We start from the raw sequence: 23,852 nt of genomic DNA, 5'->3' as shown, positions 1-23,852 counted from the left end.
GAAGAAATGAAAACGCATTTATATCGTGAATTCTTCATCCTGTTTTAGCGATCGGTAATCTTCTACTCTATTAGTGGGGCATTACCGATCGTTAGAACGATATGTAACTATATTGGTATAGCAAACCGAAGGGAGTTTTGTAATGGACATTTTATTAGCGCTTCTTCCTGCAATTGCATGGGGAAACATCTTATTAGTAAGCGTAAAAATGGGCGGTGGTGCATATAGCCAAACGGTAGGTATGACAATCGGTGCTCTATTCTTCGCAACAATTATGTATGTATTTACTCAACCAGCTTTAACAATGACAGTCTTAATTGTTGGGTTTATTTCAGGTTTATTCTGGGCTTTAGGACAAGTAAACCAATTAAAAACAGTTGAAAAACTAGGTGTTTCAACTACCGTAACAATTTCTACTGGTATGCAACTTGTTGCAACTTCTATCTTTGGGGTTATCGCTTTCCGTGAGTGGACTACTACTACAACGATTATTCTGGGAACGATTGCAATCCTATTAATCGTAGTTGGTGTTGTATTCACATCACTAGATGATAAAGAAAATGCTCAGCCACCAGGACAATTGAAAAAAGGACTTCTTACTTTAATTGTTTCTACTTTCGGCTATCTTGTATATGTAATTATTATTCGTTGGTATAATATCGATGGTTGGTCTGCTATTTTACCACAAGCAGTTGGTATGTTTGTTGGTGCGGTTGTACTGACATCTAAACATAAACCATTTAACAAATATGCAATCCGTAATGCTTTATCTGGTTTACTATGGGGAACTGGAAACTTATTCTTACTTCTTTCATTACCACGTGTTGGAGTAGCAACAAGCTTCCCATTATCTCAAACTGGAATCGTTATCTCAACATTCGGTGCGATTGTATTCTTAGGTGAAAAGAAAACAAAACGTCAATTGATCTTTATTGCACTAGGTAGTGTTTTAATTATCGGCGGCGCTGTATTACTTGGTATGACAAAAGCATAATCTTATATTCTATTAGTAAACCCCTGAAGCATATGTACTTCAGGGGTTTTTTAATTCTAATTATTTTCTAGATATAATTATTTGTATGTTCTTGCCCCTTATAATTGCTCTTCCACTCTAGCAAACCAGCTACACATATAAAGAGATTAATAATAGCTAATATTAGCATGACGTATAAACCAGTAGAAATATAAATTACAATGCTAACTACGTTATATAAAATCCATAAATGCCAGTTTTCTAATATTTTTCGACTTAACATAAATTGAGCCACTAGTCCCAATACGGCATTTAAAGCGTCTAAATATGGACTTGTTGACTCTAAATAACGGACTTGATAATAACCCCAACCAATCCAAGCAACTAAAATAAAACTTATATAAAAAGTCCACCCTTTCAAATCTAAACGAACTGTTGCTTTTACTTCTCCCTCCCCACTTTGTGCAATCCAATAATACCAACCATATACATTAAATATAAATTGAAAAGCGGCTAATACTGCCATTGCATATAAACCTTGTGTAATAAAAATGTATAGAAATACCGCAACAGTAATCATGCCAAATAAAAAATTGGATACTTTTTCTCTCGCTAATAACCAAACATTAATGATTCCCATAATTGATGCGAAAATTTCAATATAACTCGATTGAATATACAATCCAACTAATACACAAATAATACTAGAAACAAGTAAAAAAAGTGGACTTCTAACCATATTTATCTCTCCCCAGATGTGTAATAAATTCCCTATCACCAGTATAAGGAATAGCCCTTTCCTTTACCATGAATTTCCTCCTTCTCATTATCCATTCCATCTACGGTAAGTCTTTTCTTTTTACAAAATTCTCTTAAAGATGATATCGTTTTTATAACATATCTCTACTAGAAAGGAATAAAGGATATGCCTAACAAACATCGAATTTTATTTATTGGTGCTGGTCGTATGGCAGAAGCTATATTTTCCGGATTACTTAAAACAAGCAAAGAATACATCGAAGAAATTATCATCTCTAACCGAAGCAACGTAGAAAAGTTAGAACAATTACAAAGGCGATATAATGTGTCTATTACAACGGATTGGAAGCAGCATATTACATCTGTCGATACGGTTGTTTTAGCAATGCCACCTTCTGCTCATGAAGAATTATTAGCTGAGCTATCTCCGTTAATATCAAATCAACTTGTCGTAACAGTAGCAGCTGGCATTGGACCATCTTATTTAGAAGCTAGACTCCCAAAAGGCACACCTGTTGCTTGGATTATGCCTAATACAGCTGCTGAAATTGGAAAGTCTATCTCCTTATATACAATAGGACAATCAGTAGCCGAGATGCATCAAGAAACCCTGCAACTGCTTTTAAGAGGTATTGGTACTTCGCAACTTTGTACTGAGGAAGAAGTTCATCAGCTTACTGCAGTTACTGGAAGTGCACCAGCCTTCCTTTATTACTTTGCTGAAAGCTTAATTGAAGCAACAAAAAGTTATGGAGTCGATGAAGAAACCGCAAAACATCTTGTCATTCAAATGATTTCTGGCTCTGCTTCTATGCTTGAACAAACGCAAAATCCAGCTAACCTTCGCGAACAAGTAACAACGCCAGGTGGTTCCACAGCTGAGGGTCTCAAAACTTTATACGAATATAATTTTTCAGAGGCAATTCAAAAAGCAGTAGAAGCAACAAACAAAAAAGCTAGGGGGAAATAATATGATTTTAACAAGTTTAAAAGATTATACAACATTACATAACGGTGTAAAAATGCCTTGGTTTGGTTTAGGTGTTTTTAAAGTAGAAGATGGTTCAGAAGTAATTGATTCTGTAAAAGCAGCAATTAAAAATGGCTACCGCAGCATCGATACTGCAGCAATCTATCAAAATGAAGAAGGCGTTGGACAAGCGATTCGTGAATCCGGTGTTTCACGTGAAGAATTATTTATTACCTCAAAAGTATGGAATAGCGATCAAGGATATGAAACAACACTTCAAGCATTTGAAACTACATTAGAGAAATTAGGTCTAGAATATTTAGATTTATATTTAGTACATTGGCCTGTAAAAGGGAAATATACTGAATCATGGAAAGCATTAGAAAAACTTTATAAAGATGGCCGTGTTCGCGCTATCGGTGTGAGTAATTTCCACATTCACCACTTACAAGACGTATTTGAAATTGCTGAAATTAAGCCAATGGTCAACCAAGTGGAATATCACCCACGTTTAGCACAAGAAGAGCTACATGCATTCTGTAAAGAACATAATATCCAGCTTGAAGCTTGGTCACCATTAATGCAAGGACAACTACTAGATAATCCAACGTTACAAGAAATTGCGACAAAATATAATAAATCAACTGCGCAAATTATTTTACGCTGGGATTTACAAAACGAAGTTGTAACAATCCCTAAATCAATTAAAGAACATCGCATTATTGAAAATGCAAACATCTTCGACTTTGAATTAAGTGCTGATGATATGAAAGCAATTCAAGCTTTAAATGAAGATCGTCGCGTTGGTCCAGATCCAGATAACTTTAACTTCTAGTAGAAAAACCACTGCCATATGCAGTGGTTTTTCTGTTTAAGAAAACTGAAAATTTAAACTATATTCCATTTGGTTGACACTTCATTATTCAAGGTGTAAGATTTTCAATTATCAAAGAAACACAAAAATTAATAAAATTCATTCGTTTACTCATTGTATCAAGAGAGGTGGAGGGACTGGCCCTTTGAAACCTCGGCAGCAGGTTCATTTTGAATACTGTGCCACTTCCTGCAAGCTTTATGCTTGAAAGATAGAATGAGGGACTTCGTTTATATACGGGTGCATAACTTGTACGTAAAAATCCCTCTTTCTCAATATGAAAAGAGGGATTTTTTATTTTTCATTTCCCTCATCATCATCCAAACTTAATTATTTAGGAGGAAAATCAAATGAAAAAGAAGTTTGTACCCGGTATTGCATCAGTTGTAGGAGTAAGTATTTTATTAACTGGTTGCGGTAGTTATAAAAACGAAGCAAGCGGAGCAAATGCAAAAGACGAGGCACCTAGCAAACAGGTTTTAAACTTATCTTCACCTACTGAAATACGAACAATGGATACGGCCCGTGCTACAGATACTGATTCTGGTCAAGTAATGAGAAACGTATTTGAAGGTTTGTATAATCTTGGTGAAGGTAACAAACCTGTTCCTGGTGTTGCAAAATCTCATGAAGTAAGTGGCGATAAAACGAAATACACATTCCATTTGCGAGATTCAAAATGGTCAAACGGCACTCCTGTTACAGCGAAAGATTTTGTGTTCGCTTGGCAACGTGCCGTAGATCCAGCAACAGCCTCTGAATATGCATTTCTATTCTTTGATATTAAAAATGCAACAAAAATTAACAACAAAGAACTTCCAGCCGACCAACTTGGTGTAAAAGCAGTTGATGACCATACGTTTGAGGTAGAATTGGAGCGTCCTGTTCCGTATTTTATTAGCTTAACAGCGTTCCCAACATTTCTACCAATTAACGAGGAATTCTTTAAAGCACAAGGTGATAAGTACGCTTTAGAAGATAATACAATCTTGTACAATGGAGCTTTTACACTAAGCGATTGGAAGCACGAACAAAGCTTTAAATTTAAGAAGAACCCTACCTATTGGGATAAAGATACTGTCAAACTAGAAGAAATCAATTTTAACGTCGTAAAAGAAAAATCAACAGAAGTAAATTTATTCGAGTCAAAACAATTAGATCGTATAAAACTAACATCTGACTTCGTTGATAAATATAAAAAAGATGCTAACTTTAAAGAACGTCCAAATGTAGGCGTACAATTTTTACGCATGAATCAACAAAACAAAGTACTTCAAAACGTTTCTGCACGCCAAGCAATCGATCAAACAATTGATAGAAAATCCTTTGTAAATACGTTATTAAATGATGGCTCTACACCAACATTTGGTCTCGTTCCAAAAAACTTTGCAAAAGGACCTGAAGGAAAAGACTTCCGTACTGCAAACGGCGATTTAACAAAAGTTGATACAAAATCTGCACAAGAATTATGGAAAAAAGCTAAACAAGAGCTTGGTTCTGAAAAGATAACATTAGAATTATTAACGAGTGATGCTGACCTTGATAAGAAAACTGGTGAATTCTTAAAAGGGCAACTAGAAAAGAATCTAGATGGATTAACAGTAAATATAAAACCGCAACCGCGTAAGCAACAAGTTTCGCTTTTATTAAAAGGTGACTACGAAATCGGAATTGACGGCTGGAGCCCTGACTTTGCGGATCCAATTACATTCCTTGAGCTATTTACAACGAATAACCCTTATAACTTAGATCATTACTCTAATAAGGAATTCGATGAAACAATAGCAAAAGTGAAAACAACTTTAGCTGGTGATGAAAAAGCTCGCTGGGAAGCATTACTAGAATCCGAGAAAATATTATTTAAAGACTCTGTTATCGCTCCTCTTTACCAAAAAGGCGAATCTTATTTAGAACGTTCTTATGTGAAAGGAATTGTGCAAGTAGACTTTGCGGGTCAATTAAACTTCAAGTGGGCAAAAATTGAAAAATAAAGTAAAACCGTAATAAGTGGGGGTTCTTCATCCCCACTTATTATTAGCCCACATCAATTGTTTTTTTAGCAAAATATATTAAAAGTAGGTTCTCTCACACAAGAGAATCTACTTTTTTAATATATTATTCCAAGAAATTAACATTCTATTTTTATTATTGACATATAGTTCTTTCCAGTGTTAATATTCTAAATAATCAAAGAAACAAAATATTTCACCATCAAAATATAATGTCTACTAAGTTGAAACATATAACGATAGATTATAGCTCGACATGTATATACATATAGAACACCTGATTACCTATAAACAAATATTTATAATAGGTTCCATCTCCTTCTATAGCCACTTCAAGACATGGACATTATGACGTTACGAACAACACATTTAGGGAGGAACGAACAATGAAGAAAAAAGTTGTACCTGTTGTTGCATCTGTTTTAGGGGCAAGTCTATTACTAACTGCTTGCGGGGGAAATAAAGATAATGCAGGCGGAGCGAAAGCAAACGATAAAGTACCTGATAAACAAGCAATTAACTTATCATTCGCTTCAGAAATTCCAACAATGGATGTTGCAAAAGCAACGGATGGGGAATCCATGAATGTAATGCGCAATGTTTTTGAAGGCTTATATGCAATGGGAGAAGATAATAAACCGATTCCTGGTGTTGCTGAGTCGGTTGACATTAGTCCCGATAAAACAAAATATACATTCCATCTGCGTGATTCAAAATGGTCAAACGGTACTCCTGTTACAGCAAAGGACTTCGTCTTTGCTTGGCAACGTGCCGTAAATCCTGATACAGCAGCTGAATACGCATTCTTATTCTTCGATGTACAGAATGCGAAACAAATAAACCAAAAACAATTACCAATTGATCAACTAGGGGTCAAAGCTGTTGATGACAAAACGTTAGAAGTACAACTAGACCGTCCTGTTCCTTACTTCTTAAGCTTAACGACATTCTCAACATTCTTGCCAATTAATGAAGAGTACTTAAAGTCTCAGGGCGATAAATACGGTTTAGAAACAAATCATTTAATTTACAACGGTGCTTTCACATTAGATAACTGGAAACACGAACAAAGTTTCCAATTGAAGAAAAACCCTAACTATTGGGATGCTAAAACGGTAAAATTAGAAGAAATCAACTTCAATGTCGTTAAAGATAAGTCTACAGAAGTGAACTTATATGATTCAGGACAAATTGATCGCGTTGCTTTAACTGCAGAGTTTGTTGATAAATATAAGAGCGATCCAAACTTCAAGGAACGCGCTGAAGTCGGCATTCAATTCTTACGACTAAATCAGAAAAATGAAACATTAAAAAATCAACATGCACGCCTTGCTATTAACGGCGCAATGAATAAAAAGGCTTACGTAGAAACAATTTTAAATAACGGTGCTATTCCAGCTGAAGGAATGGTTCCTGCGAAATTTGCAAAGAGTCCAGAAGGCAATGACTTCCGTAAAGAAAATGGAAATCTAGTCAAGGATGATGTGAAAACAGCGAAAGAAAACTGGAAAAAAGCAAAACAAGAACTTGGTACTGACAAAGTAACAATCGAACTATTAACAAGTGACAATGCTTTAGCTAAAAAGACTGGTGAATATTTAAAAGGTGAATTAGAAAAAAACCTAGATGGATTAACAGTGAATTTAAAACCACAACCACGTAAACAACAGTTGAAACTACTATTAAGTGGTGACTATGAAATTGGTATTGACGGCTGGGGCCCTGACTTCGCTGATCCAATTACATTCTTAGATTTATTTACAACAGATAGTGCTTATAACTTCGATAAATACTCTAACAAAGAGTACGATGAGCTAATTCATAAAGTGAAAACAGATTTAGCTGGCGATGAAAAAGCACGCTTTGAAGCAATGAAGCAAGCTGAAAAAATTCTATTACAAGACGGCGCTGTCGCTCCTTTATACCAACAAGGTCGTTCTTACTTACAACGCTCTTTCATTAAAGGACTTGTAACGACTGACTTCGGCGGTGAATTTAACTACAAGTGGACAGAAGTTGCAAAATAACAAAAGTAAAAAGGTATCCTACGAAGGATACCTTTTTACTTTTATACAACTTTAACTACAGAGCTTCTTCTTCCCTTTACCATTCCTTTTATAGCTAAAGTCTTCACTGCTACTAATTGTGTAACCAATACAATAGCTAATAATGAAATAATATTTCTCTCTAAACTAACTCCTCCGAATATTATTGTATAATAGCCATTTGCTGCATATGTTACTTGAAATGGTTTGATACGTTTTAGAAAGCATTTCAGTACCTCCCTCACAACTTCAATTTACCATATACATACAAATCATTTTTGATTTAAATTGCGGATTAATCCTTGAAGCTACAAGTCAAAATTTTATTTTCAACACATACATAATTACATGATTTTAGGAAAAACTTGTATAGAACAAATTTACATAAGGAGGAATTTATAATGAGAATTTTACTATCAGTTTTATTAGCTCTTATGCTAGTACCTGCATTAACAGGATGTAAAGCTCCTGCAAAGGAAGACACGACTTCTAATAAAAAGACTACAGAAGAGGCGAAGAATGAAGCCCCTGCTGATTTAAAACTAAATTTCAATGAATTCGATTTAAAGGCAGACTACCAAGATACTAAGAAAGACTACGAAGCAGACTATAAAAATGTAGCAGCTGATAAAAAAATGGAAGCAAAAATTGAAGATCATAAAGCAGATGTAAAATTAACAGGAGATGAGGCTATCACAAAATTAAGCCCACTTCTACAAGAATTAAAATTTGATAAAGATACTGCTGACCAAGAAGTAATCGATCAAGTAGTGAACGTGTTCAAACTTGATAAAGACTACCAAAAATTCGATTTAGAAGTTGTCTTCTCTGATGGAACGAAAAAAGAATATAAAAGAGAAATAAAATAAAGAAGTAGGCAATTGCCTACTTCTTTATTTTTTAATTTTTGCGTATCTTAGTTCTGGACTAGAACCGATAATGAACTGAACACCAGATACTGATGGTTTTTGTAAATATGAAGCACTTGGGAAAATAATTGGGATTAATGGTGAATCTGTAAACATAATATCTTCCGCTTTATGCAATAAGTCAAAACGCTTATCTTCATTTTGTTCAACTTCTGCTTCCTTCACTAAAGCATCAAATTCTTTATTATGCCATTTTGCATAATTGTTTGGACCATCACCTGCATATAAATCTAATTTAGTAATTGGGTCTAATAGAGAACCGCCCCATCCCATATATGCTAATTGGAAATCACTTTGCTTATATGTGTCGATGTAACTCTTCCACTCTTTATTTTCTAATTTAATATCTACGCCCAGATTTTTCTTAAACATTTCTTGCATTGCTTCTGCTACTTTTTTATGTTGTGTATCTGTAGTGAATTTTAATGTTACTTCAGGTAATGTAGACCAGCCTTGTTCTTTCATGCCTTCTTCTAATAATTTTTTCGCTTCTGCTGGATCAAATTTAACGTAACCACCTTTTTCTTTACGGAAATCACGCCCACTTTGTGTTTTTGCTCCTTCTGGAACGAATGCATTTGCTTCTTGTGCATTGTTTTTATACAGTTTTTCAACAATAAACTTACGATCAACTGCTAAAGAGAATGCTTTACGTACTTTCGCATTTGTGAAAGGCTCTTTTTCTACGTTAAACGAATAAATATAAGATGAAAATCCTGCAACACGTTTATATTCTTTATTTCCTTTTTCTTTTTCAATCATCTCTTGTGGTAAACCACTTAGTAAATCTAATTCTTTTGATTTAAATAATTGATACGCTGTTTTAGAGTCTGGAATAATACGAAACTCAATTTCTTTTAATGTTACCTTTTTATCGTAGTATTCTTTATTTTTTTGTACTGTAATACCCTGGTTATGCTTCCACTCTTTTAACTTGAATGGTCCATTCGTAATTAACTCTTTTGGATCTGTTTTTAATTTATTATTATCATCAATTGATTTTTTAGATAATGGAATGAATAATGAACTTGCTAATTTCTGTTTAATAGAAGCAACTGGATGTTCAAGAGTTACCTTTAATGTTTGAGGATCAACGACTTGAATACCAACTTGTCCCTCTTCACCTTTTCCAGTATTATATGCCTCTGCCCCTTTAATGAAATACATTTCTGTCGCATTCATAGAACCCGTTTTCGGATTTAATAATCGCTTCCATGCAAATTCAAAATCATTTGCCGTAATAGGAGAACCATCTGACCATTTAATATCTTTCTTCAAATGGATTGTATATTCAGTTCCATCAGCATTTACTTCTTCTTTCTCTGCTAATTCATTTTGATATTTCCCATCACTATCTTGCGTATATAAACTTGAAAACAACTGCCCAATGATATAACCTGACGTGCTATCTGTTGCAATAGCAGAATCAAGTGTGTATGGATCACTACTAATATTCGTTACTAATCGATCGCCTTCTCCCTTACCAGCACTCGCCTTTTGCGTCTCTTTCTTACCGCAAGCGACCGAAGTAATCGCTAAAACAGTCATAATGATAAACAGTAAAAACTTCTTCATCCTACATTCTCCTTTAACCCGAAATTTTTGGTGTTGATGCTAACAATGTTTTTGTATAAGAATGTTGTGGATTACGGAACACTTCGTCCGTATTTCCAAATTCAACAAGTTCTCCTTTATATAAGACAGCCACTTTTTCACATAAATAGTGAACCATCGGCAAATCATGTGCGATAAATAAATATGTATAGCCTTGTTCCTTTTGAATTTTTTGCAGCAGATGTACAATTTGAATTTGCAATGAAACATCTAATGCTGAAATTGGTTCATCAAGAATCAATACTTCTGGCTCACACAATAACGCTCTTGCAATAGCAATTCGTTGACGTTGTCCTCCGCTAAATTCGTGCGGATAGCGATCGATATATCGTCTATCTAATCCCACACGTTCTAGCGCATCACCTGCTACTTTATCCTTTAATCCTTTATCACCTAAACCGAATGAAATATAACCTTCCGTTACGCTATCGCGTACTTTCCAGCGCGGATTTAATGCTGCTGTGGAATCTTGAAAAATGAACTGTACTTTCTGTAAGAAATCACGTTTATGAGCTGCCTTCAACTTGTGAACGACTTGACCGTTATAATCAATTTCACCAGACGTTGGGCTCTCGATCCCAGCTATGAGCTTACCAAGTGTTGTTTTTCCTGAACCACTTTCACCAATAATGCCAAGTGTTGTTCCTTTCGGAATAGAAAGTGATATGTCTTTTAACGCTGTGATTTTTTTACTTTTACTTCCATACGTTTTCTTTACTTGCTTTATAGTAATTAAATCTGTCGTCATGAGGCATTCACCTTCTCTTTTGATTTCGCTTTATTATGCTCTAGAACATGTTGCCAACAATGTGAACTATGCTCCTTAGAATATGTGGTTCTCTCTGGAAAACGATGAATACATTCTTTTATCGCTACTGGACAACGATTTACAAAAGGACAACCAAAGCTATTTAATGTTTCAATGGAAGGTGTGGTTCCTTCTATAGCACGTAATACCTTTTCAGAATCATCCATATTCGGAATTGCTTGTAGTAAGCTTTTTGTGTATGGATGTTTAGGGGAACCTATCACTTCCTCTATCGTTCCTTTTTCAACGACACGTCCCCCATACATAACAACTACTCGATCAGCTACTTCACGTACAAGTGCCAAATCATGTGTAATTAATAAAATACTCGTATTTTGTTTTTCTTTTCTTTCTTTTAATAGCCCCATAATTTGTTTCTGAATCGTTACATCTAACGCTGTTGTCGGCTCGTCTGCAATTACAAGCTTTGGGTGACAAGCAAACGCAATTGCTAAACAAATACGCTGCCTCATACCTCCGCTTAATTGATGTGGGTACTGTTCAAAGCGTTTCTCTGCTTCATGTATCCCTAAACCTGTTAACAAGTTAATCGCAATTTCCTTCGCTTCTCTTTTCGATTTTTTCCCATGTTGCAAAACTACTTCTGTAATTTGTTTGCCTACCTTCATCGTTGGGTTTAAAGATGAAAGCGGATCTTGAAATATAAAGGAAATATCTTTTCCGCGAATTTGATTCCATTCTGACTCTTGTAAATTCGTTAATTCCTTTGCTTGGAAAGCTATATTCCCATCATCGATATGAATTGATTCTTGATTCAAGCCGATAATGGATTGTGCTGTGACACTTTTTCCCGAACCACTTTCTCCTACAAGTGCAACTATTTCACCTTCGTTAATAGAAAAGGAAACATGTTTCACAATCGCTTGCTTACTATTCTCTTTTTCAACGGCTAACGTTACGTTTTCTAAAGATAAGATTTGTGCCATGTTTTTTCTCCTTTCGATTTCGTTTGACGATTTTTGGATCAATCGCATCTTGCAAACCATCACCAATTGCATTAAATGCGAACATAATGAGAGCAATCATGATTGCTGGGAAGAATAGCTGCCACCATTCCCCACTCAATAATGTCCCAAGTGCATCATTCGTCATCGTCCCCCAGCTTGCTGCCGGTGATTGCACTCCTAGTCCGATAAAGCTTAAAAATGATTCTGAAAAAATAGCTGCTGGAATTGTAAATGATAAATTCACGATAATAATCCCTGTTAAATTCGGAATTAAATGCCCATATATAATTTTCATATGTGATGTACCTAATCGCTCTGCTGCAATAACAAACTCTCGTTGTTTTAAAGACAATACTTGTGCTCGAATGAGACGAGCCATTCCAATCCATCCCGTTAATGCAAGAGCGATAATAATGGTGAAAAGACCTGGTTTCATAACAATTAATAGTAAAATAACAATTAATAAATATGGGATGCCGTATAATACTTCAATTCCTCTTATAATCCACTCATCAATTAACGTTCCAAGGCGATTACGTCCTCTCACATATCCACTAAATCCACCAATCAGTACACCAAGACCTATATCGAGGGCAGCTGCTACTAATCCAACTGTTAGTGAAATCTTCCCACCAGCCCAAGTACGTGCCCAAATATCTCTCCCTAGATCATCTGTTCCAAACCAATGTTCACTACTCGGCGGTAAATTTGTTGCCTCTTTTACTTGTTCACTCGCAGTAAATGAAGTTAAACTTTCGCCAATAAGCGAGAAAACAATAATTAGCAATAACGTCACTGTTCCTAAAACTGCGATTGGATTCGATATAAACTTACGAAACACTTCTTTCTTTCTGCTAATCTTTTGCTGATCTTTATTTATCGTTAATTCTTTTTTCTCTTCTTTCGTTAATAACTGTTCATTAATCTCATAAGCCCCCATTTAAATATCCCCCCTCCTTATGTAATAGAACGAATACGCGGATCAACAATGCGATGAATAATATCTGTAATGAAAATACAAGCAATTAATAATGCACTATAGAAAATCGTTGTTCCCATAATCACCGGATAGTCTCGGTTAAAAATACTATCTACAAAATATTTTCCTAGGCCAGGAATTGAAAAGATTTTTTCAATAACGAAAGTCCCTGTTAAGAGTCCAGCCATTAACGGTCCAACAAATGTAAGTACTGGAACAATCGCATTTCGAAGAGCGTGCCTTATAATAATCTTCTTAATTGGTATACCTTTTGCTCTTGCTAGCTTAATATAATCACTCTGCAGTACTTCGATCATATTAGAACGAACAAACCTTGTAATAACTGCGATTGGCCCTAACGCTAATGCAAAGGATGGCAATACCGTATGTTCGAATGTTCCCCAAGAGGCTACTGGTAAAAACTCAAATTGGATAGCGAATACTTGTATAAATAGTGGCGCTAAAATAAAACTTGGAATAGAAATACCTAAAATTGCGAGCAAACTCACACTATAGTCAATTACTCTCCCATGATAGAGAGCAGCAAATGTCCCTGCCGCAATTCCTACTAACAATGAAATAACAAGTGCTTGTAGACCAATAATTGCTGATGGACCAAAGCCAGTTGTTATAATTTCTGATACACCTTGCCCGGTTGATTGAACAGATTCACCAAAATCAAAATGAACTACACCGTCTAAATAAGCAACATATTGATTCCATAACGGTTCATCAAGGTGATACTTCGCTCTCATGTTTTGGATCACTTCTTCAGGAAAGATTTTTGCATCTGATGAAAATGGATCTCCCGGAATAATATGCATAATTAGAAATGTCACTGTCGTAATAACCCATAGTGTGAACACCATAACCGATAATTTTTTAATTACATACACTTCAATAACCCCCTAAACACATGAATTTACTTTGTTTTATGAACGTACTTTTTCCATTACTCCCTTTTCTATTTTTAGAATACAAAAAGCCTTGATCTTAAAAAATAAGATCAAGGCTTAACAAACAAAGGCCCATCACTTATCTTTCAAGACTTGCTTGCTGGAATTAGCACGGTGTTCCTATTACAGAACCCGCTGCTGAGGTGTCATAGGGCCAGTCCCTCTACCTCTCTGGATAAGTAAATTGCTATATTATTATTTGGTTCAAATTGTATATTTCGAATTATAATTCTGAAAAATTGAAAAGTCAATCAGATTGGATAAATTTAGAAAAATCAGTTTTTAATTCATTTATCGAGATTACAGGCTTATAATAAAAAGAAATAATGTTAAAGGAGTTATAAGATGGATCCCTTACTTCTTGCTACTATAGGATTATCCTTAACTATCGTTATACTTGTCATCATCGGCTTCTATAAACTCTTTATTAAAAAGAAACGTATCACTTCTTTCTTATACCCCTTTCGATAATATTACCGGGCAAACTATTTCCGAATTTCACGAAGAACAGAAAATATTAGTATCCGAGGATGCAGACGGAGATGGTAAGAAGAAAAAATAACCTTGCACAGGCAAGGTTATTTTTTCGTTTCTGCTTGAAAGCGTTTATAGTATGTCGATGCTGTTGCAAAATTAATTTCTATATCACGAATCAACGATGAATCTTCTTCTTTAGCTAACTTCTGTAATTTTTTCATCGCTTGTTCCGATTCATTCAAGAAACCAACATATACTTCATGTTCTTGCTCTTTCGACTTCGGCACACGAATTTCTTTACGTATATGATCAATATCTTCTAACATGCTCGTTGTTACCTTTTGCACATCTTCTTTATATGTAGCATTCGTTATTTCCTTACCGCCCTTTTCTTTTGCCACTTCAAATAACTGCAGTGCTTTATTAATTTCTTTATTCATTTTTATATCGTATTTTTCATGTACTGCAAGGTATTCTTTCATCTCTTCTGTTTGTTCAGCAGATTGCTCTACCTTTTCTTTCGTTTCTTTCGTATCTTTATTTCCATTACACCCTGCTAGAAGGAGCATACTTCCCATTACAGCAATACCCAAAACCTTCTTCATCTCTTCTTCTCCTTTTATCTACAGCTATTACTCATTATAGTTTCTTTTATCTCCACTTGTTATTATACCGAGAACGCCCTACTTTTTACACTTAAGACGACATCGTAATATATATACCAACATGTTTGTCACAGTATCGTCACTTTATACAAATAACTTTTGCAATGCTTTACTACATCACCTTACAAAACTGTAAGCACACATAAAGAACAAACCATGCTAGACTTACATATGCATAACGCAAACATATGTAAGTTTTTAAGGAGAATCATCTATGTACAACACAATGCCTTTTATGGGAGAAGATATTCGTGTCCTTATTCGCGAAAAATCACTTCATATCGAAAATACAGAGAGCCTTCGCCGCGTATTAAAGAAGAAGCATGCTCCATTTAAGTTAGCTCAATATTTAAAACAACAACATACAAATCAATTTCATACCGTGCTAAATATATCGGATAAATCATTAACAATCGAAATCATCGGTCATGTCTACATTGGAAACTTCGCAGATATCTTAAAAGAAATCCCACGTATACCGAAGATTGCTCCTATTATCGTTAAAAAAGCGTATAAAATTACGGACCATACCGATATTATCGACTGCGGGGAAAAAGAAGTCGATAGTAATCGCTGGGTGTGGGATAAACTTGCTGTTTTATATGATACGATCATGAATAATATGTATGAGGTATTTCAAAGAAATGAAAAAAAGAACTGATTCAAACATTCCCTTTGAATCAGTTCTTTTTTGTTAAGCCTCTAAATTTTGTCTTTGTTGCAGTTCAAACTGCTTCTCACTTCTTCTGGCCATAAATAGATAACATAATACTGCCCCTACTTCACAAAGCGCAATAACAACACCCATCGGTAACGCTGTATTACTCCCACCAATACCTACTAGCGGAGCGACAAGCGCTCCTGAAATGAACTGTAATAAGCCTAATAAAGCTGACGCTGTTCCTGCAGCTTGCTTCTGATTTCTCATCGCTAATGAGAACCCAGTTGTTGATACCACCCCGACACTTGATACAACAAGGAATAACGAACATAAAACACCGATTAAACCTATTCCTAGTACGATTGTCAGTAGTAAAGATAGGCCACCAACAGCTGCGATAATAATACCAGCAACAAATAATGTCTTCTCATTCACTTTCCCCGCTAAACGACCCGTTATCTGACTAGCAATAATAATACCGATGCCGTTAATCGCAAAGAATAAACTAAATTGCTGTGGCGATGCTCCGTATATGTTCTGCAACACAAATGGTGAGCCCGAAATGTATGCAAACATTGCCGCTGTTACTAATCCTTGTGACAATGCATATCCCATAAACAGACGGTCCTTTAACAATTTTCCGTACGTCGCCAAAGTCCCTGACAAACCACCCGTTTCTCTTTCTTCAGGAGGTAATGTTTCACGCAATACAAAAGTAGCTGAGATTAACATGAATACGCTAATTGCTCCAAGAACGATGAAAACACCGCGCCACGTTGTAAACTGTAACAATTGCCCTCCAATAATTGGTGCCAAAATAGGTGCTGCTCCGTTTACTAACATAAGCAGTGAGAAAAACTTCGTCATTTCAGAACCTGAGTACATATCACGTACCATTGCACGTGATATAACAATCCCGGCTGATCCTGAAGCTCCTTGTAGGAAGCGCAATAATACTAATGTCCAAATAGATGGCGCAACAGCACAAAGTAAAGAAGAAGCAACATAAATAATAAGAGCAATAATAAGTGGTTTGCGTCTTCCGTAAATATCGCTAATTGAGCCAACAAATAATTGTCCTACTGACAACCCAAGCAAACAAGCTGTTAATGTAAGCTGCGCTAGGGATGCACCTGTTTGCAAGTCATCCGTTAACTTCGGTAATGAAGGCAAATACATATCAATAGATAATGGCCCAATCGCCGTAAGTGTTCCTAATACAAGAATCATCCATAACCTGTTTGCCTTTACAGGTTTATATATTTCGTGATTAACTTCATTCACTTTTTCAATTCACCCTTTCCTATACACACTGAATCGTAACAATTATAGTTACATCATAAACATACGTCAAGTACAGCGCATTTTCCTCTTTCATAATGTAAAAAAAGCGATAGAAATTCTATCGCTTTACTTTTTCACATTGCTATTCGTAAATTTAGATACCGAGGCCATCGTCTCTCCTGTATCTAAATATGTAATTTGAATTGGGTCTCCTACTTCTGTAAACATAGCATACGGGAATTTCTTCACCGGTATCATAAATACCTTTTGTTCATTCTCTAAAAGTACGTACACGATTGTATTTTCACCTGATTTCTCTTTATATACACGTTGTACAATACCTTCTTTTTGCGCTTCTTTTCCTGTTGAGGTTGGTCTAAAGGTATCACCATTACCACTCATTACGTTTTTATAATTCTCAAGCGCTTCTTTCTGCGTCGAACCTGTCGCAAATATTTTTGCATTAGCAGCATATACAACTGTATGTGCACGTACTAGGCCTCCGTCATCAACAACCGGAATAATCCAAGCTGGTTTTCCGTATACGTTATAAATGACAGGCATTGTCCCATGCCATTTCTCTCTCTTAAAGGAATTATCTACTACTTCTGTAGCTGCTGAACCATCCATAATCCCCTTTACTTCTTTTCCATTATAGTAATATAGCTTGCCTGTGCGTGCATCTACTAATGAATAGCCTAGGGCTGAATCTACTCCTTCTTTTGGAGAAGTAAAGTCTGTAAAATAATACAGTGTTCCATCTTTACCAAAGATCGGGGTCACGCCTTCTTTCGTTCCCCACTCAGTCGGAATTTTCATATCTGTTTGTGAGAATTTCGTATTCCAAAATCCGTGAATATATTTACCAAAGTACGTATTTAACGTAGATGCAGTCTCATGATTTAATACACCATCAACAAATTTAGGTGCCTTTCCTTTATCATATCTTTTCACTTCACCTGTTTGTGCATCTACTACGACAACACCTTCTACCTCAAATCCAGATCTTCCTGAAATAAATTCACCATACGTCATTGTATAATATGGTTTTCCTTTATCATCAACCTCAAATTTAGGTTTTCCTTTAAAGATTAAATTTGGTTCTGCTTGCCTTACCACACGCTCTAAATTATTACCAAAAAACATGCTTGGCACATATTTCATTTTATAACCGAGGTGCAGTTTCGCTTCCGCATCAGGATTCGTACCTGACATCGTTACATACCCTGGAATTGTCTCAGCTTTACGCGCTTTAAAAAATCCTGAAACTTCAATCGGCGCTACATATAAAGCTTCGCCGTTTACCATTTGTGGCGTTAATTCTCCTAGCTCAAAATAAGCTACTTTCGGAATATCACCAAATACTTTTTTCATCTTATTCTCCGCTGTCTTTGGCGGCACTGTAAACGGCTGATCATTTTCAGTAAATGGCTCTGAAATATCTTTCTCTATCTTAACAACAGAATCATATTTCTTTTGCGAGATTACTATATCGTGCAAATAACCAAAGTAGCCGTAACTTGCGAGTAAAATAAACATTAGAAGTCCTTTTAATGTACCTTCTAATTTCCCTATTTGATCTTGTGAAAATAAAACAAGCCCAATTAAAATTGCTACTGCAACAGAATAATGAGTAAGAATCGAATCTACTCGATCATCAATTAGCCAAAAGTATTCATAGATTGCAATACCTATCCAAAATAAAACAGGAATAACTAAAATAGATGATTTCTTACCCTTTACAACCTTCTTATCTCCCTTCTTATCCACTGCTCGAAGCTTACTACTACTTCTTGTCCATGGAATCAAAAACAAAGTAAGAATAGCTAAAACTACAAATTTCATCAAAGGCACTGTCCCCTTTTCTTTTGTATTCCCTTTTAGTATAACAAATAAAGGGTATTAAGGTGAAAATAGGAATAGTTATATTTTTTTACTACTTAATACAATCCCGCTCACTACATATAGAATAGATGCAATATAAAAAATTGTACCGATCGTAAAGAAATCTACTAAATATCCCGTGGCAATAACCGCTACTGCTCCGCCAATGGATGTCCACACATGGTATTTTCCAATCTCATAACCAGCCTTTTCCTGCGCAACCTTTCGTGCTAATGAAGTCTTCTCAGTATTACGCTGCACAGCACCTAAAACTCCCATTACAATTTGAAGAATATACACATGCCATACTTCCGTGGCAATCGGAAAGCAAAGCATTAAGATTGCCATGGACCAAGCGTATATGATTAATAATTTTTTATCACCTACTTGATCAGATACCTTTCCTACTAGTGGATATACAAGTGCTGATGTTAAAGCAAATAAGCCATACGCCCAGCCAAATTGCGAGAAGCTATTTCCAACGTTTCGAAGTAATAATATATAAAAAGGAAATACCATACTTCCTGCCATCATGATAATACTTTGCGAAGCCACAAATCTTCTATATGTCATTTCGTATACTCCCTATAAAATAAATTAACAAATCTCTCTTCTGAATCTACTTCCTTCTTTTTCTTGAGAAATTCTTCAATACGAGGATATGCCCTTTTTAACTGCTCTTTCGTTGGATAAGAATAGTACGGCAAATAGTAACTACCGTTATGCTTTAAAGTAACATCAATCATCTTCCGAATGACATCCTCTGTTTTCTTTATCTCACTCTCTGAGCGTCCCTGGTTAATCAAAAGAACCAGCGCAAACATATCATCTTTCGCATAGGACAAAACTGCATTTTCATTCTTTTCCACGTAACGAATCGTAATGTTGAGTAAATTAAACTCTTCTTCATTTAATGCGTTACGTAAATCATCTATATACTCCGTGAAAGCATCTATAGGCACAAAGTATTCTTGTAACACTTCGGTCCTATTTGGATTTTCATATTCCATAAAAGCACTATCTGATCTCATAACATTATTACGCGTCTCATACTTTCCATCTGTACGTTCAAAATAACCTCTTTGTATATCCCAAAATGTATTCTTTCCCCAATCACTATAACGTGATAACCCAAGTAAAAATTTAGGTGCAGCTATAATATTTTCTTCCTTTAATTCACTGTACTCTTCTCTCATATTTTGATTTTGTGCCAAAGTATAATCCGTCACATACATCTCTTTTAAAAATGAATTTGGAGCAACAGAAATACGCGCTAAGTGCATACGAACATTCTCATCTCTTTTCACTTTCTCTTTGAAATAAGATGCGTATTCTTTATAATCTATCATTCTCGTGTGCATTTCATATAATTCATCATCTGTTAACTTCAGCGTCACATCTAAAATAACTCCAAATAAACCGTAACCCCCAATGACATATGGAAATAACTCTGCATTTTCTTCTCTACTTACATTACGTACCGTGCCATCTGCCATTAACAATCTAAATGAATCTACTGTATCAATTAGTGCCTCATGACGAATATCACGCCCATGTACATTTACACTTAATGAACCACCAACAGTAAAAATATTTTGAGACTGCATGACCTGTACCGCAAGGCCATATGGATTTATTTTCTTCTGAATATCATTCCACGTGACACCACTTTGAACTGTAATACGCTTCTTCTCTGGATCGAATTCTAATATTTTATTATATCCTTTCATATCGAGCATCGTGCCATTCGGATAATATGTCTGTCCTCCTTGGCTATGTTGCATGCCTGCAATGGAAATTTTCTCTCCTGAAACTTTTGCATCTCGCACTAATTTTATTAACGAGTGCTCTTCCGTAGCACTTTCAACACGTTTTATTTTTGTCGGAAGCAATTTACCTACATCACTCATAATAGGATGATCAATTTGTTTTTTATACGTATGTACAGACGTTGCAAGCAAAACCGTATATGCGACAATGACCACTACTATCTTTCTTTTTTTCAAAGGACACTCTCCTTATTAGCAACAAAAAGAGATACCCGTTCTTTCAGGTACCTCTCTTGACAGTGATTACTTTGCTGCTGGCAATTGTATTGGATCAAATTTATCATACGATGTAAACTTCGCATCCGTAATAATGTGCGCTTTATCCTCACCATTGCTACTCATAACCATATCTATCTTTGCTGATTCATATTTAAAATCTTTTGTAATAATATATTCTCCATCTATTTCTTCTATCTTTGCATTTTGGCCTTGTAGCATTTGTTTCTGCTTTTCATCCATACTAGCTAACATACTCTCTGTCTCTTGCCCTTTTAATGCAAACTTCAGCTTATAATTATCTCCACTTTTCTCCATCTTCACTTTATTTAAAATTTCCGATGGAATCTCTAAATTATCTACCATTCCTTGAGTCGCATTCATTCCGTTAGCATTTAATTGTTCCTCTGGTACAGACATCACTTCACCCGTATTAGGATTTTTCAACTGACCAGCAATTTTGCCACCCACATCATAAACAACAACCTCTGTACCAGAAACATTCATTTCAGAACGAGAATTTTTTTGCTTCGGCTCTAATTGCATTTTGGCCTTTATTACATTCATCTCTGTTCCTTCAGCCTTTATTCCCACATCATATGTCATCGTTACATTTTCTTCGTTTTTAAAAGCTTCATTCGCTTTATTGAAAACATCCTTCGCTGTTAATTCCTTTTCTTTCTGCACAGCTTCTTTTTTCGGCTCATCAGTCTTTTTTGTTTTCTCATTACTACACCCTACTCCTAGACCGACTGCAAGTACTAAACTTGAAATTAAAATAAATTTTTTCATAACGTCCCCTCCTTCCCAAAAATAATATCATCTCTTTTCCTATGAAATCTATATAATTCGTAATATTCTTCTTTAAATTTATTTCCTATATAGCAACATGTTTGAGAAAAAGTTTAAATATGATGTAAATAATAACAACTCATTTCAGGAGGTCATTATGAAAGCTATTATTTGCACAAAGTATGGACCACCTAATGTTCTCCAGCTTCAAAATATAGAAAAACCTAAACCTAAGAAAAATGAAGTATTAGTTAAAATTCACGCAACAAGTGTATCGACTGGAGATTGTAGAATACGTGGCTTTAATAGCCCCCTCTTATTTTGGATTCCTATGCGGATCATATTAGGTTTCAGAAAACCGAGAAAACCTATACTTGGCGTAGAGTTATCCGGTGAAATCGAAGACATTGGATCAGATGTAACACAATTTAAAAAAGGAGATCCAGTTTTTGCATTAACAGAACTAAACCTTGGTGGTTATGCGGAATACACATGCGTGCATGAAAGTGGATTAATAGCATTAAAACCTACCAATGTGACATATGAAGAAGCTGCCGTTATTCCTTTTGGCGGAACTTCAGCATTGCACTTCCTTAGAAAAGGACAGATAAAAAAAGGGCAACGAGTACTTATATACGGCGCCTCTGGGTCAGTAGGGACAGCTGCCGTACAACTTGCGAAATACTTCGGGGCGACTGTCACAGCCATTTGTAGTAGTTCGAATTTCGATTTAGTAACAGCTTTAGGGGCAGACAACGTAATTGATTATATGAAAGAAGATTTTACTAAGCGGGGCGATCACTACGATATTATATTTGACGCAGTTGGAAAATATAAAAAGTCTCTTTGTACAGATGCATTAATGTCTAATGGAAAATATGTATCTGTGAACGGAATGATGGCAAAAGTCAGTAAAGAAGATATGAACCTACTAAAACAACTAGCTGAAACAGAAAAGCTAAAACCTGTTATTGATAGAACTTACCGATTAGAAGAAGTTGTAGAAGCCCATACGTATGTAGAAATGGGCCATAAGAAAGGAAATGTTTCGATTACCTTAAAATAAAATATATTCTGAAAATATCATTGACAATTCTTTTTGTAAGATTTACTATTAGTACCATATTCAAAACTACATACACATACTCTTATCAAGAGTGGCGGAGGGACTGGCCCGATGATGCCCGGCAACCGAGCTTATGACGTATAAGCTAAGGTGCTAATTCCTGCAAAACGAGTTTTCGTTTTGGAAGATAAGAGAGGAATCTATTTCGTCTATTCGGCACCTCTCTTATTTTTGGGAGGTGCTTTTTATTTTGGAACGTATATGAAGGGGGATTTATAGATGAAAAAGGTATTATTAAGCATTGTAAGCGGAGCAGTATTATTATTAGGCGCATGTAGCGCGAGTTCAGATAAAGAGGTAAAAGCATTAGACGAGAAAAAGATTACTGTCGGTGTAACAGGTGGGCCGCATGAACAAATTTTTGAAAAGGTAAAAGAAGTTGCAGCAAAAGATGGTCTGGAAATTGACATAAAAGTATTTAATGATTATGTAGCGCCAAACGTATCTTTAGATGAAAAAAGCCTTGATGTAAATAGCTACCAAACAAAATCGTATTTAGATGTATTTAAAGCTGAACGCAATATGAAATTAGCTGAAGTATTTTCAACAGTAACATTCCCTATGGGTGTATATTCTAAAGATATAAAAGATGTAAAAGACTTAAAAGAGGGCGATGCAATTGCTGTACCAAATGACCCAACGAATGAACTGCGAGCTTTAAAATTATTTGAAAAAGCAGGGGTTTTAAAAGTTGATCCAAAGGCTACAGAAAAAGCGACTGCAAAAGATGTAATTGAAAATCCAAAAAAATTAAAGATTGTCGAATTAGAGGCATCTCAATTACCAACGCAACTAAGTGAAGTGAACGCAGCTGCAATTAACACAAACTTTGCATTAGGTGCAAAATTAAGTCCGGCGAAAGATTCTATTTTCCGCGAAGGAAAAGATTCACCATATGTGAACTGGGTCGTTGTTCGTACTGAAAATAAAGATGATGCCGTTGTAAATAAATTAAAGAAAGCTTATCAATCTAAAGAAGTAAAAGAGTTTATCGAGAAAAAATTTGATGGTTCAGTTTTACCATCTTGGTAGGA

The 23,852-nt window shown here is 35.5% G+C and carries 21 protein-coding genes, 2 pseudogenes and 3 riboswitches; of the genes and pseudogenes, 10 read left to right on the top strand and 13 right to left on the bottom strand.

Annotated features, from left to right (window positions below; genetic code table 11):
- Window positions 1-142 precede the first annotated feature (142 nt).
- Entirely contained in the window at window positions 143-994 is an 852-nt protein-coding gene (locus tag AC3EMB_RS01120) for a GRP family sugar transporter (protein WP_000353546.1), read from the top strand.
- A 67-nt stretch (window positions 995-1,061) separates the two neighbouring features.
- Here AC3EMB_RS01120 and pnuC read toward each other — a convergent pair whose 3' ends face one another.
- The gene (pnuC, locus tag AC3EMB_RS01115) at window positions 1,062-1,712 is read right to left on the bottom strand and encodes a nicotinamide riboside transporter PnuC (RefSeq protein ID WP_089170283.1); all 651 of its coding nucleotides are present in this window, start codon (window positions 1,710-1,712) and stop codon (window positions 1,062-1,064) included.
- 186 nt (window positions 1,713-1,898) lie between these two features.
- On the opposite strand from pnuC, the gene proC reads away from it, so the two are divergent.
- The 4 genes from proC to AC3EMB_RS01095 all read left to right on the top strand — a co-directional run bounded on the left by proC (window position 1,899) and on the right by AC3EMB_RS01095 (window position 7,612).
- Window positions 1,899-2,702, top strand: a complete 804-nt coding sequence (proC, locus tag AC3EMB_RS01110) for a pyrroline-5-carboxylate reductase (protein ID WP_053565425.1) — start codon at window positions 1,899-1,901, stop codon at window positions 2,700-2,702.
- A 1-nt stretch (window position 2,703) separates the two neighbouring features.
- Window positions 2,704-3,537, top strand: a complete 834-nt coding sequence (locus tag AC3EMB_RS01105) for an aldo/keto reductase (RefSeq protein WP_000604196.1) — start codon at window positions 2,704-2,706, stop codon at window positions 3,535-3,537.
- Window positions 3,538-3,689: 152 nt separating this feature from the next.
- A riboswitch (SAM riboswitch) is annotated at window positions 3,690-3,794 on the top strand.
- A 132-nt stretch (window positions 3,795-3,926) separates the two neighbouring features.
- Window positions 3,927-5,567 carry a peptide ABC transporter substrate-binding protein gene (locus tag AC3EMB_RS01100; protein ID WP_053565427.1) on the top strand — a complete coding sequence of 547 codons (1,641 nt, stop codon included), beginning with the start codon at window positions 3,927-3,929 and terminating at the stop codon, window positions 5,565-5,567.
- Between the two features lie 404 nt (window positions 5,568-5,971).
- On the top strand, window positions 5,972-7,612 hold the full coding sequence (locus AC3EMB_RS01095; protein WP_000731063.1) for a peptide ABC transporter substrate-binding protein: 1,641 nt from the start codon (window positions 5,972-5,974) through the stop codon (window positions 7,610-7,612).
- A 41-nt stretch (window positions 7,613-7,653) separates the two neighbouring features.
- Here AC3EMB_RS01095 and AC3EMB_RS01090 read toward each other — a convergent pair.
- Window positions 7,654-7,858 (bottom strand): annotated as a pseudogene (locus AC3EMB_RS01090) (hypothetical protein).
- A gap of 173 nt (window positions 7,859-8,031) precedes the next feature.
- On the opposite strand from AC3EMB_RS01090, the gene AC3EMB_RS01085 reads away from it, so the two are divergent.
- On the top strand, window positions 8,032-8,499 hold the full coding sequence (locus AC3EMB_RS01085; protein ID WP_001221551.1) for a YusW family protein: 468 nt from the start codon (window positions 8,032-8,034) through the stop codon (window positions 8,497-8,499).
- A 24-nt stretch (window positions 8,500-8,523) separates the two neighbouring features.
- On the opposite strand, the gene AC3EMB_RS01080 is transcribed toward AC3EMB_RS01085, so the two are convergent.
- From AC3EMB_RS01080 to AC3EMB_RS01060, 5 genes are read right to left on the bottom strand one after another with little or no spacing between them, the layout of a single operon-like run.
- The gene (locus AC3EMB_RS01080; RefSeq protein WP_488517403.1) at window positions 8,524-10,134 is read right to left on the bottom strand and encodes a peptide ABC transporter substrate-binding protein; all 1,611 of its coding nucleotides are present in this window, start codon (window positions 10,132-10,134) and stop codon (window positions 8,524-8,526) included.
- A gap of 13 nt (window positions 10,135-10,147) precedes the next feature.
- Complete coding sequence (locus AC3EMB_RS01075; RefSeq protein ID WP_488517402.1) at window positions 10,148-10,921, bottom strand: ABC transporter ATP-binding protein; 774 nt, start codon at window positions 10,919-10,921, stop codon at window positions 10,148-10,150.
- Entirely contained in the window at window positions 10,918-11,928 is a 1,011-nt protein-coding gene (locus AC3EMB_RS01070; protein ID WP_053565432.1) for an ABC transporter ATP-binding protein, read from the bottom strand. The genes AC3EMB_RS01075 and AC3EMB_RS01070 overlap by 4 nt, the downstream gene beginning before the upstream one ends.
- Complete coding sequence (locus AC3EMB_RS01065) at window positions 11,885-12,889, bottom strand: ABC transporter permease (RefSeq protein ID WP_053565433.1); 1,005 nt, start codon at window positions 12,887-12,889, stop codon at window positions 11,885-11,887. Before AC3EMB_RS01065 ends, AC3EMB_RS01070 begins: the two co-directional genes overlap by 44 nt.
- A gap of 17 nt (window positions 12,890-12,906) precedes the next feature.
- Window positions 12,907-13,824, bottom strand: a complete 918-nt coding sequence (locus tag AC3EMB_RS01060; RefSeq protein ID WP_000289326.1) for an ABC transporter permease — start codon at window positions 13,822-13,824, stop codon at window positions 12,907-12,909.
- Window positions 13,825-13,960: 136 nt separating this feature from the next.
- A riboswitch (SAM riboswitch) is annotated at window positions 13,961-14,066 on the bottom strand.
- Window positions 14,067-14,229: 163 nt separating this feature from the next.
- Here AC3EMB_RS01060 and AC3EMB_RS01055 point away from each other — a divergent pair.
- Window positions 14,230-14,446 (top strand): annotated as a pseudogene (locus tag AC3EMB_RS01055) (DUF3951 domain-containing protein).
- Between the two features lie 16 nt (window positions 14,447-14,462).
- Here AC3EMB_RS01055 and AC3EMB_RS01050 read toward each other — a convergent pair.
- The gene (locus tag AC3EMB_RS01050; protein WP_029441438.1) at window positions 14,463-14,966 is read right to left on the bottom strand and encodes a hypothetical protein; all 504 of its coding nucleotides are present in this window, start codon (window positions 14,964-14,966) and stop codon (window positions 14,463-14,465) included.
- Between the two features lie 274 nt (window positions 14,967-15,240).
- Between AC3EMB_RS01050 and AC3EMB_RS01045 the strand changes: the two genes are divergently transcribed.
- Window positions 15,241-15,687, top strand: coding sequence for a hypothetical protein (locus AC3EMB_RS01045; protein WP_000282867.1), 447 nt, complete (start codon window positions 15,241-15,243; stop codon window positions 15,685-15,687).
- 33 nt (window positions 15,688-15,720) lie between these two features.
- Here the strand turns inward: AC3EMB_RS01045 and AC3EMB_RS01040 are convergent, their stop codons facing one another.
- From AC3EMB_RS01040 to AC3EMB_RS01020, 5 genes are all read right to left on the bottom strand, one after another.
- Window positions 15,721-16,980: a multidrug effflux MFS transporter gene (locus AC3EMB_RS01040; RefSeq protein ID WP_245912954.1), complete on the bottom strand. Its 1,260-nt coding sequence runs from the start codon at window positions 16,978-16,980 to the stop codon at window positions 15,721-15,723.
- Window positions 16,981-17,097: 117 nt separating this feature from the next.
- Window positions 17,098-18,816: a DUF3981 domain-containing protein gene (locus AC3EMB_RS01035; RefSeq protein ID WP_069354754.1), complete on the bottom strand. Its 1,719-nt coding sequence runs from the start codon at window positions 18,814-18,816 to the stop codon at window positions 17,098-17,100.
- Window positions 18,817-18,894: 78 nt separating this feature from the next.
- Entirely contained in the window at window positions 18,895-19,428 is a 534-nt protein-coding gene (locus AC3EMB_RS01030) for an MFS transporter (protein ID WP_000222367.1), read from the bottom strand.
- On the bottom strand, window positions 19,425-20,861 hold the full coding sequence (locus tag AC3EMB_RS01025; protein WP_000746313.1) for an FAD-binding oxidoreductase: 1,437 nt from the start codon (window positions 20,859-20,861) through the stop codon (window positions 19,425-19,427). The genes AC3EMB_RS01030 and AC3EMB_RS01025 overlap by 4 nt, the downstream gene beginning before the upstream one ends.
- A gap of 66 nt (window positions 20,862-20,927) precedes the next feature.
- The gene (locus AC3EMB_RS01020) at window positions 20,928-21,692 is read right to left on the bottom strand and encodes a DUF6612 family protein (protein ID WP_000713524.1); all 765 of its coding nucleotides are present in this window, start codon (window positions 21,690-21,692) and stop codon (window positions 20,928-20,930) included.
- A gap of 157 nt (window positions 21,693-21,849) precedes the next feature.
- Between AC3EMB_RS01020 and AC3EMB_RS01015 the strand changes: the two genes are divergently transcribed.
- Together AC3EMB_RS01015 and AC3EMB_RS01010 are read left to right on the top strand one after the other, a co-directional pair.
- Window positions 21,850-22,758 carry an NAD(P)-dependent alcohol dehydrogenase gene (locus AC3EMB_RS01015; RefSeq protein WP_200458789.1) on the top strand — a complete coding sequence of 303 codons (909 nt, stop codon included), beginning with the start codon at window positions 21,850-21,852 and terminating at the stop codon, window positions 22,756-22,758.
- A gap of 79 nt (window positions 22,759-22,837) precedes the next feature.
- Window positions 22,838-22,952: riboswitch (SAM riboswitch) on the top strand.
- Window positions 22,953-23,037: 85 nt separating this feature from the next.
- A complete protein-coding gene (locus tag AC3EMB_RS01010) occupies window positions 23,038-23,850 on the top strand; it encodes a MetQ/NlpA family ABC transporter substrate-binding protein (protein ID WP_088022858.1) in 813 nt (270 codons plus the stop codon).
- Window positions 23,851-23,852 lie beyond the last annotated feature (2 nt).

Source organism: Bacillus sp. LQ16 (assembly GCF_057784645.1).
This window is presented reverse-complemented; position numbering and strand designations above follow the sequence as displayed.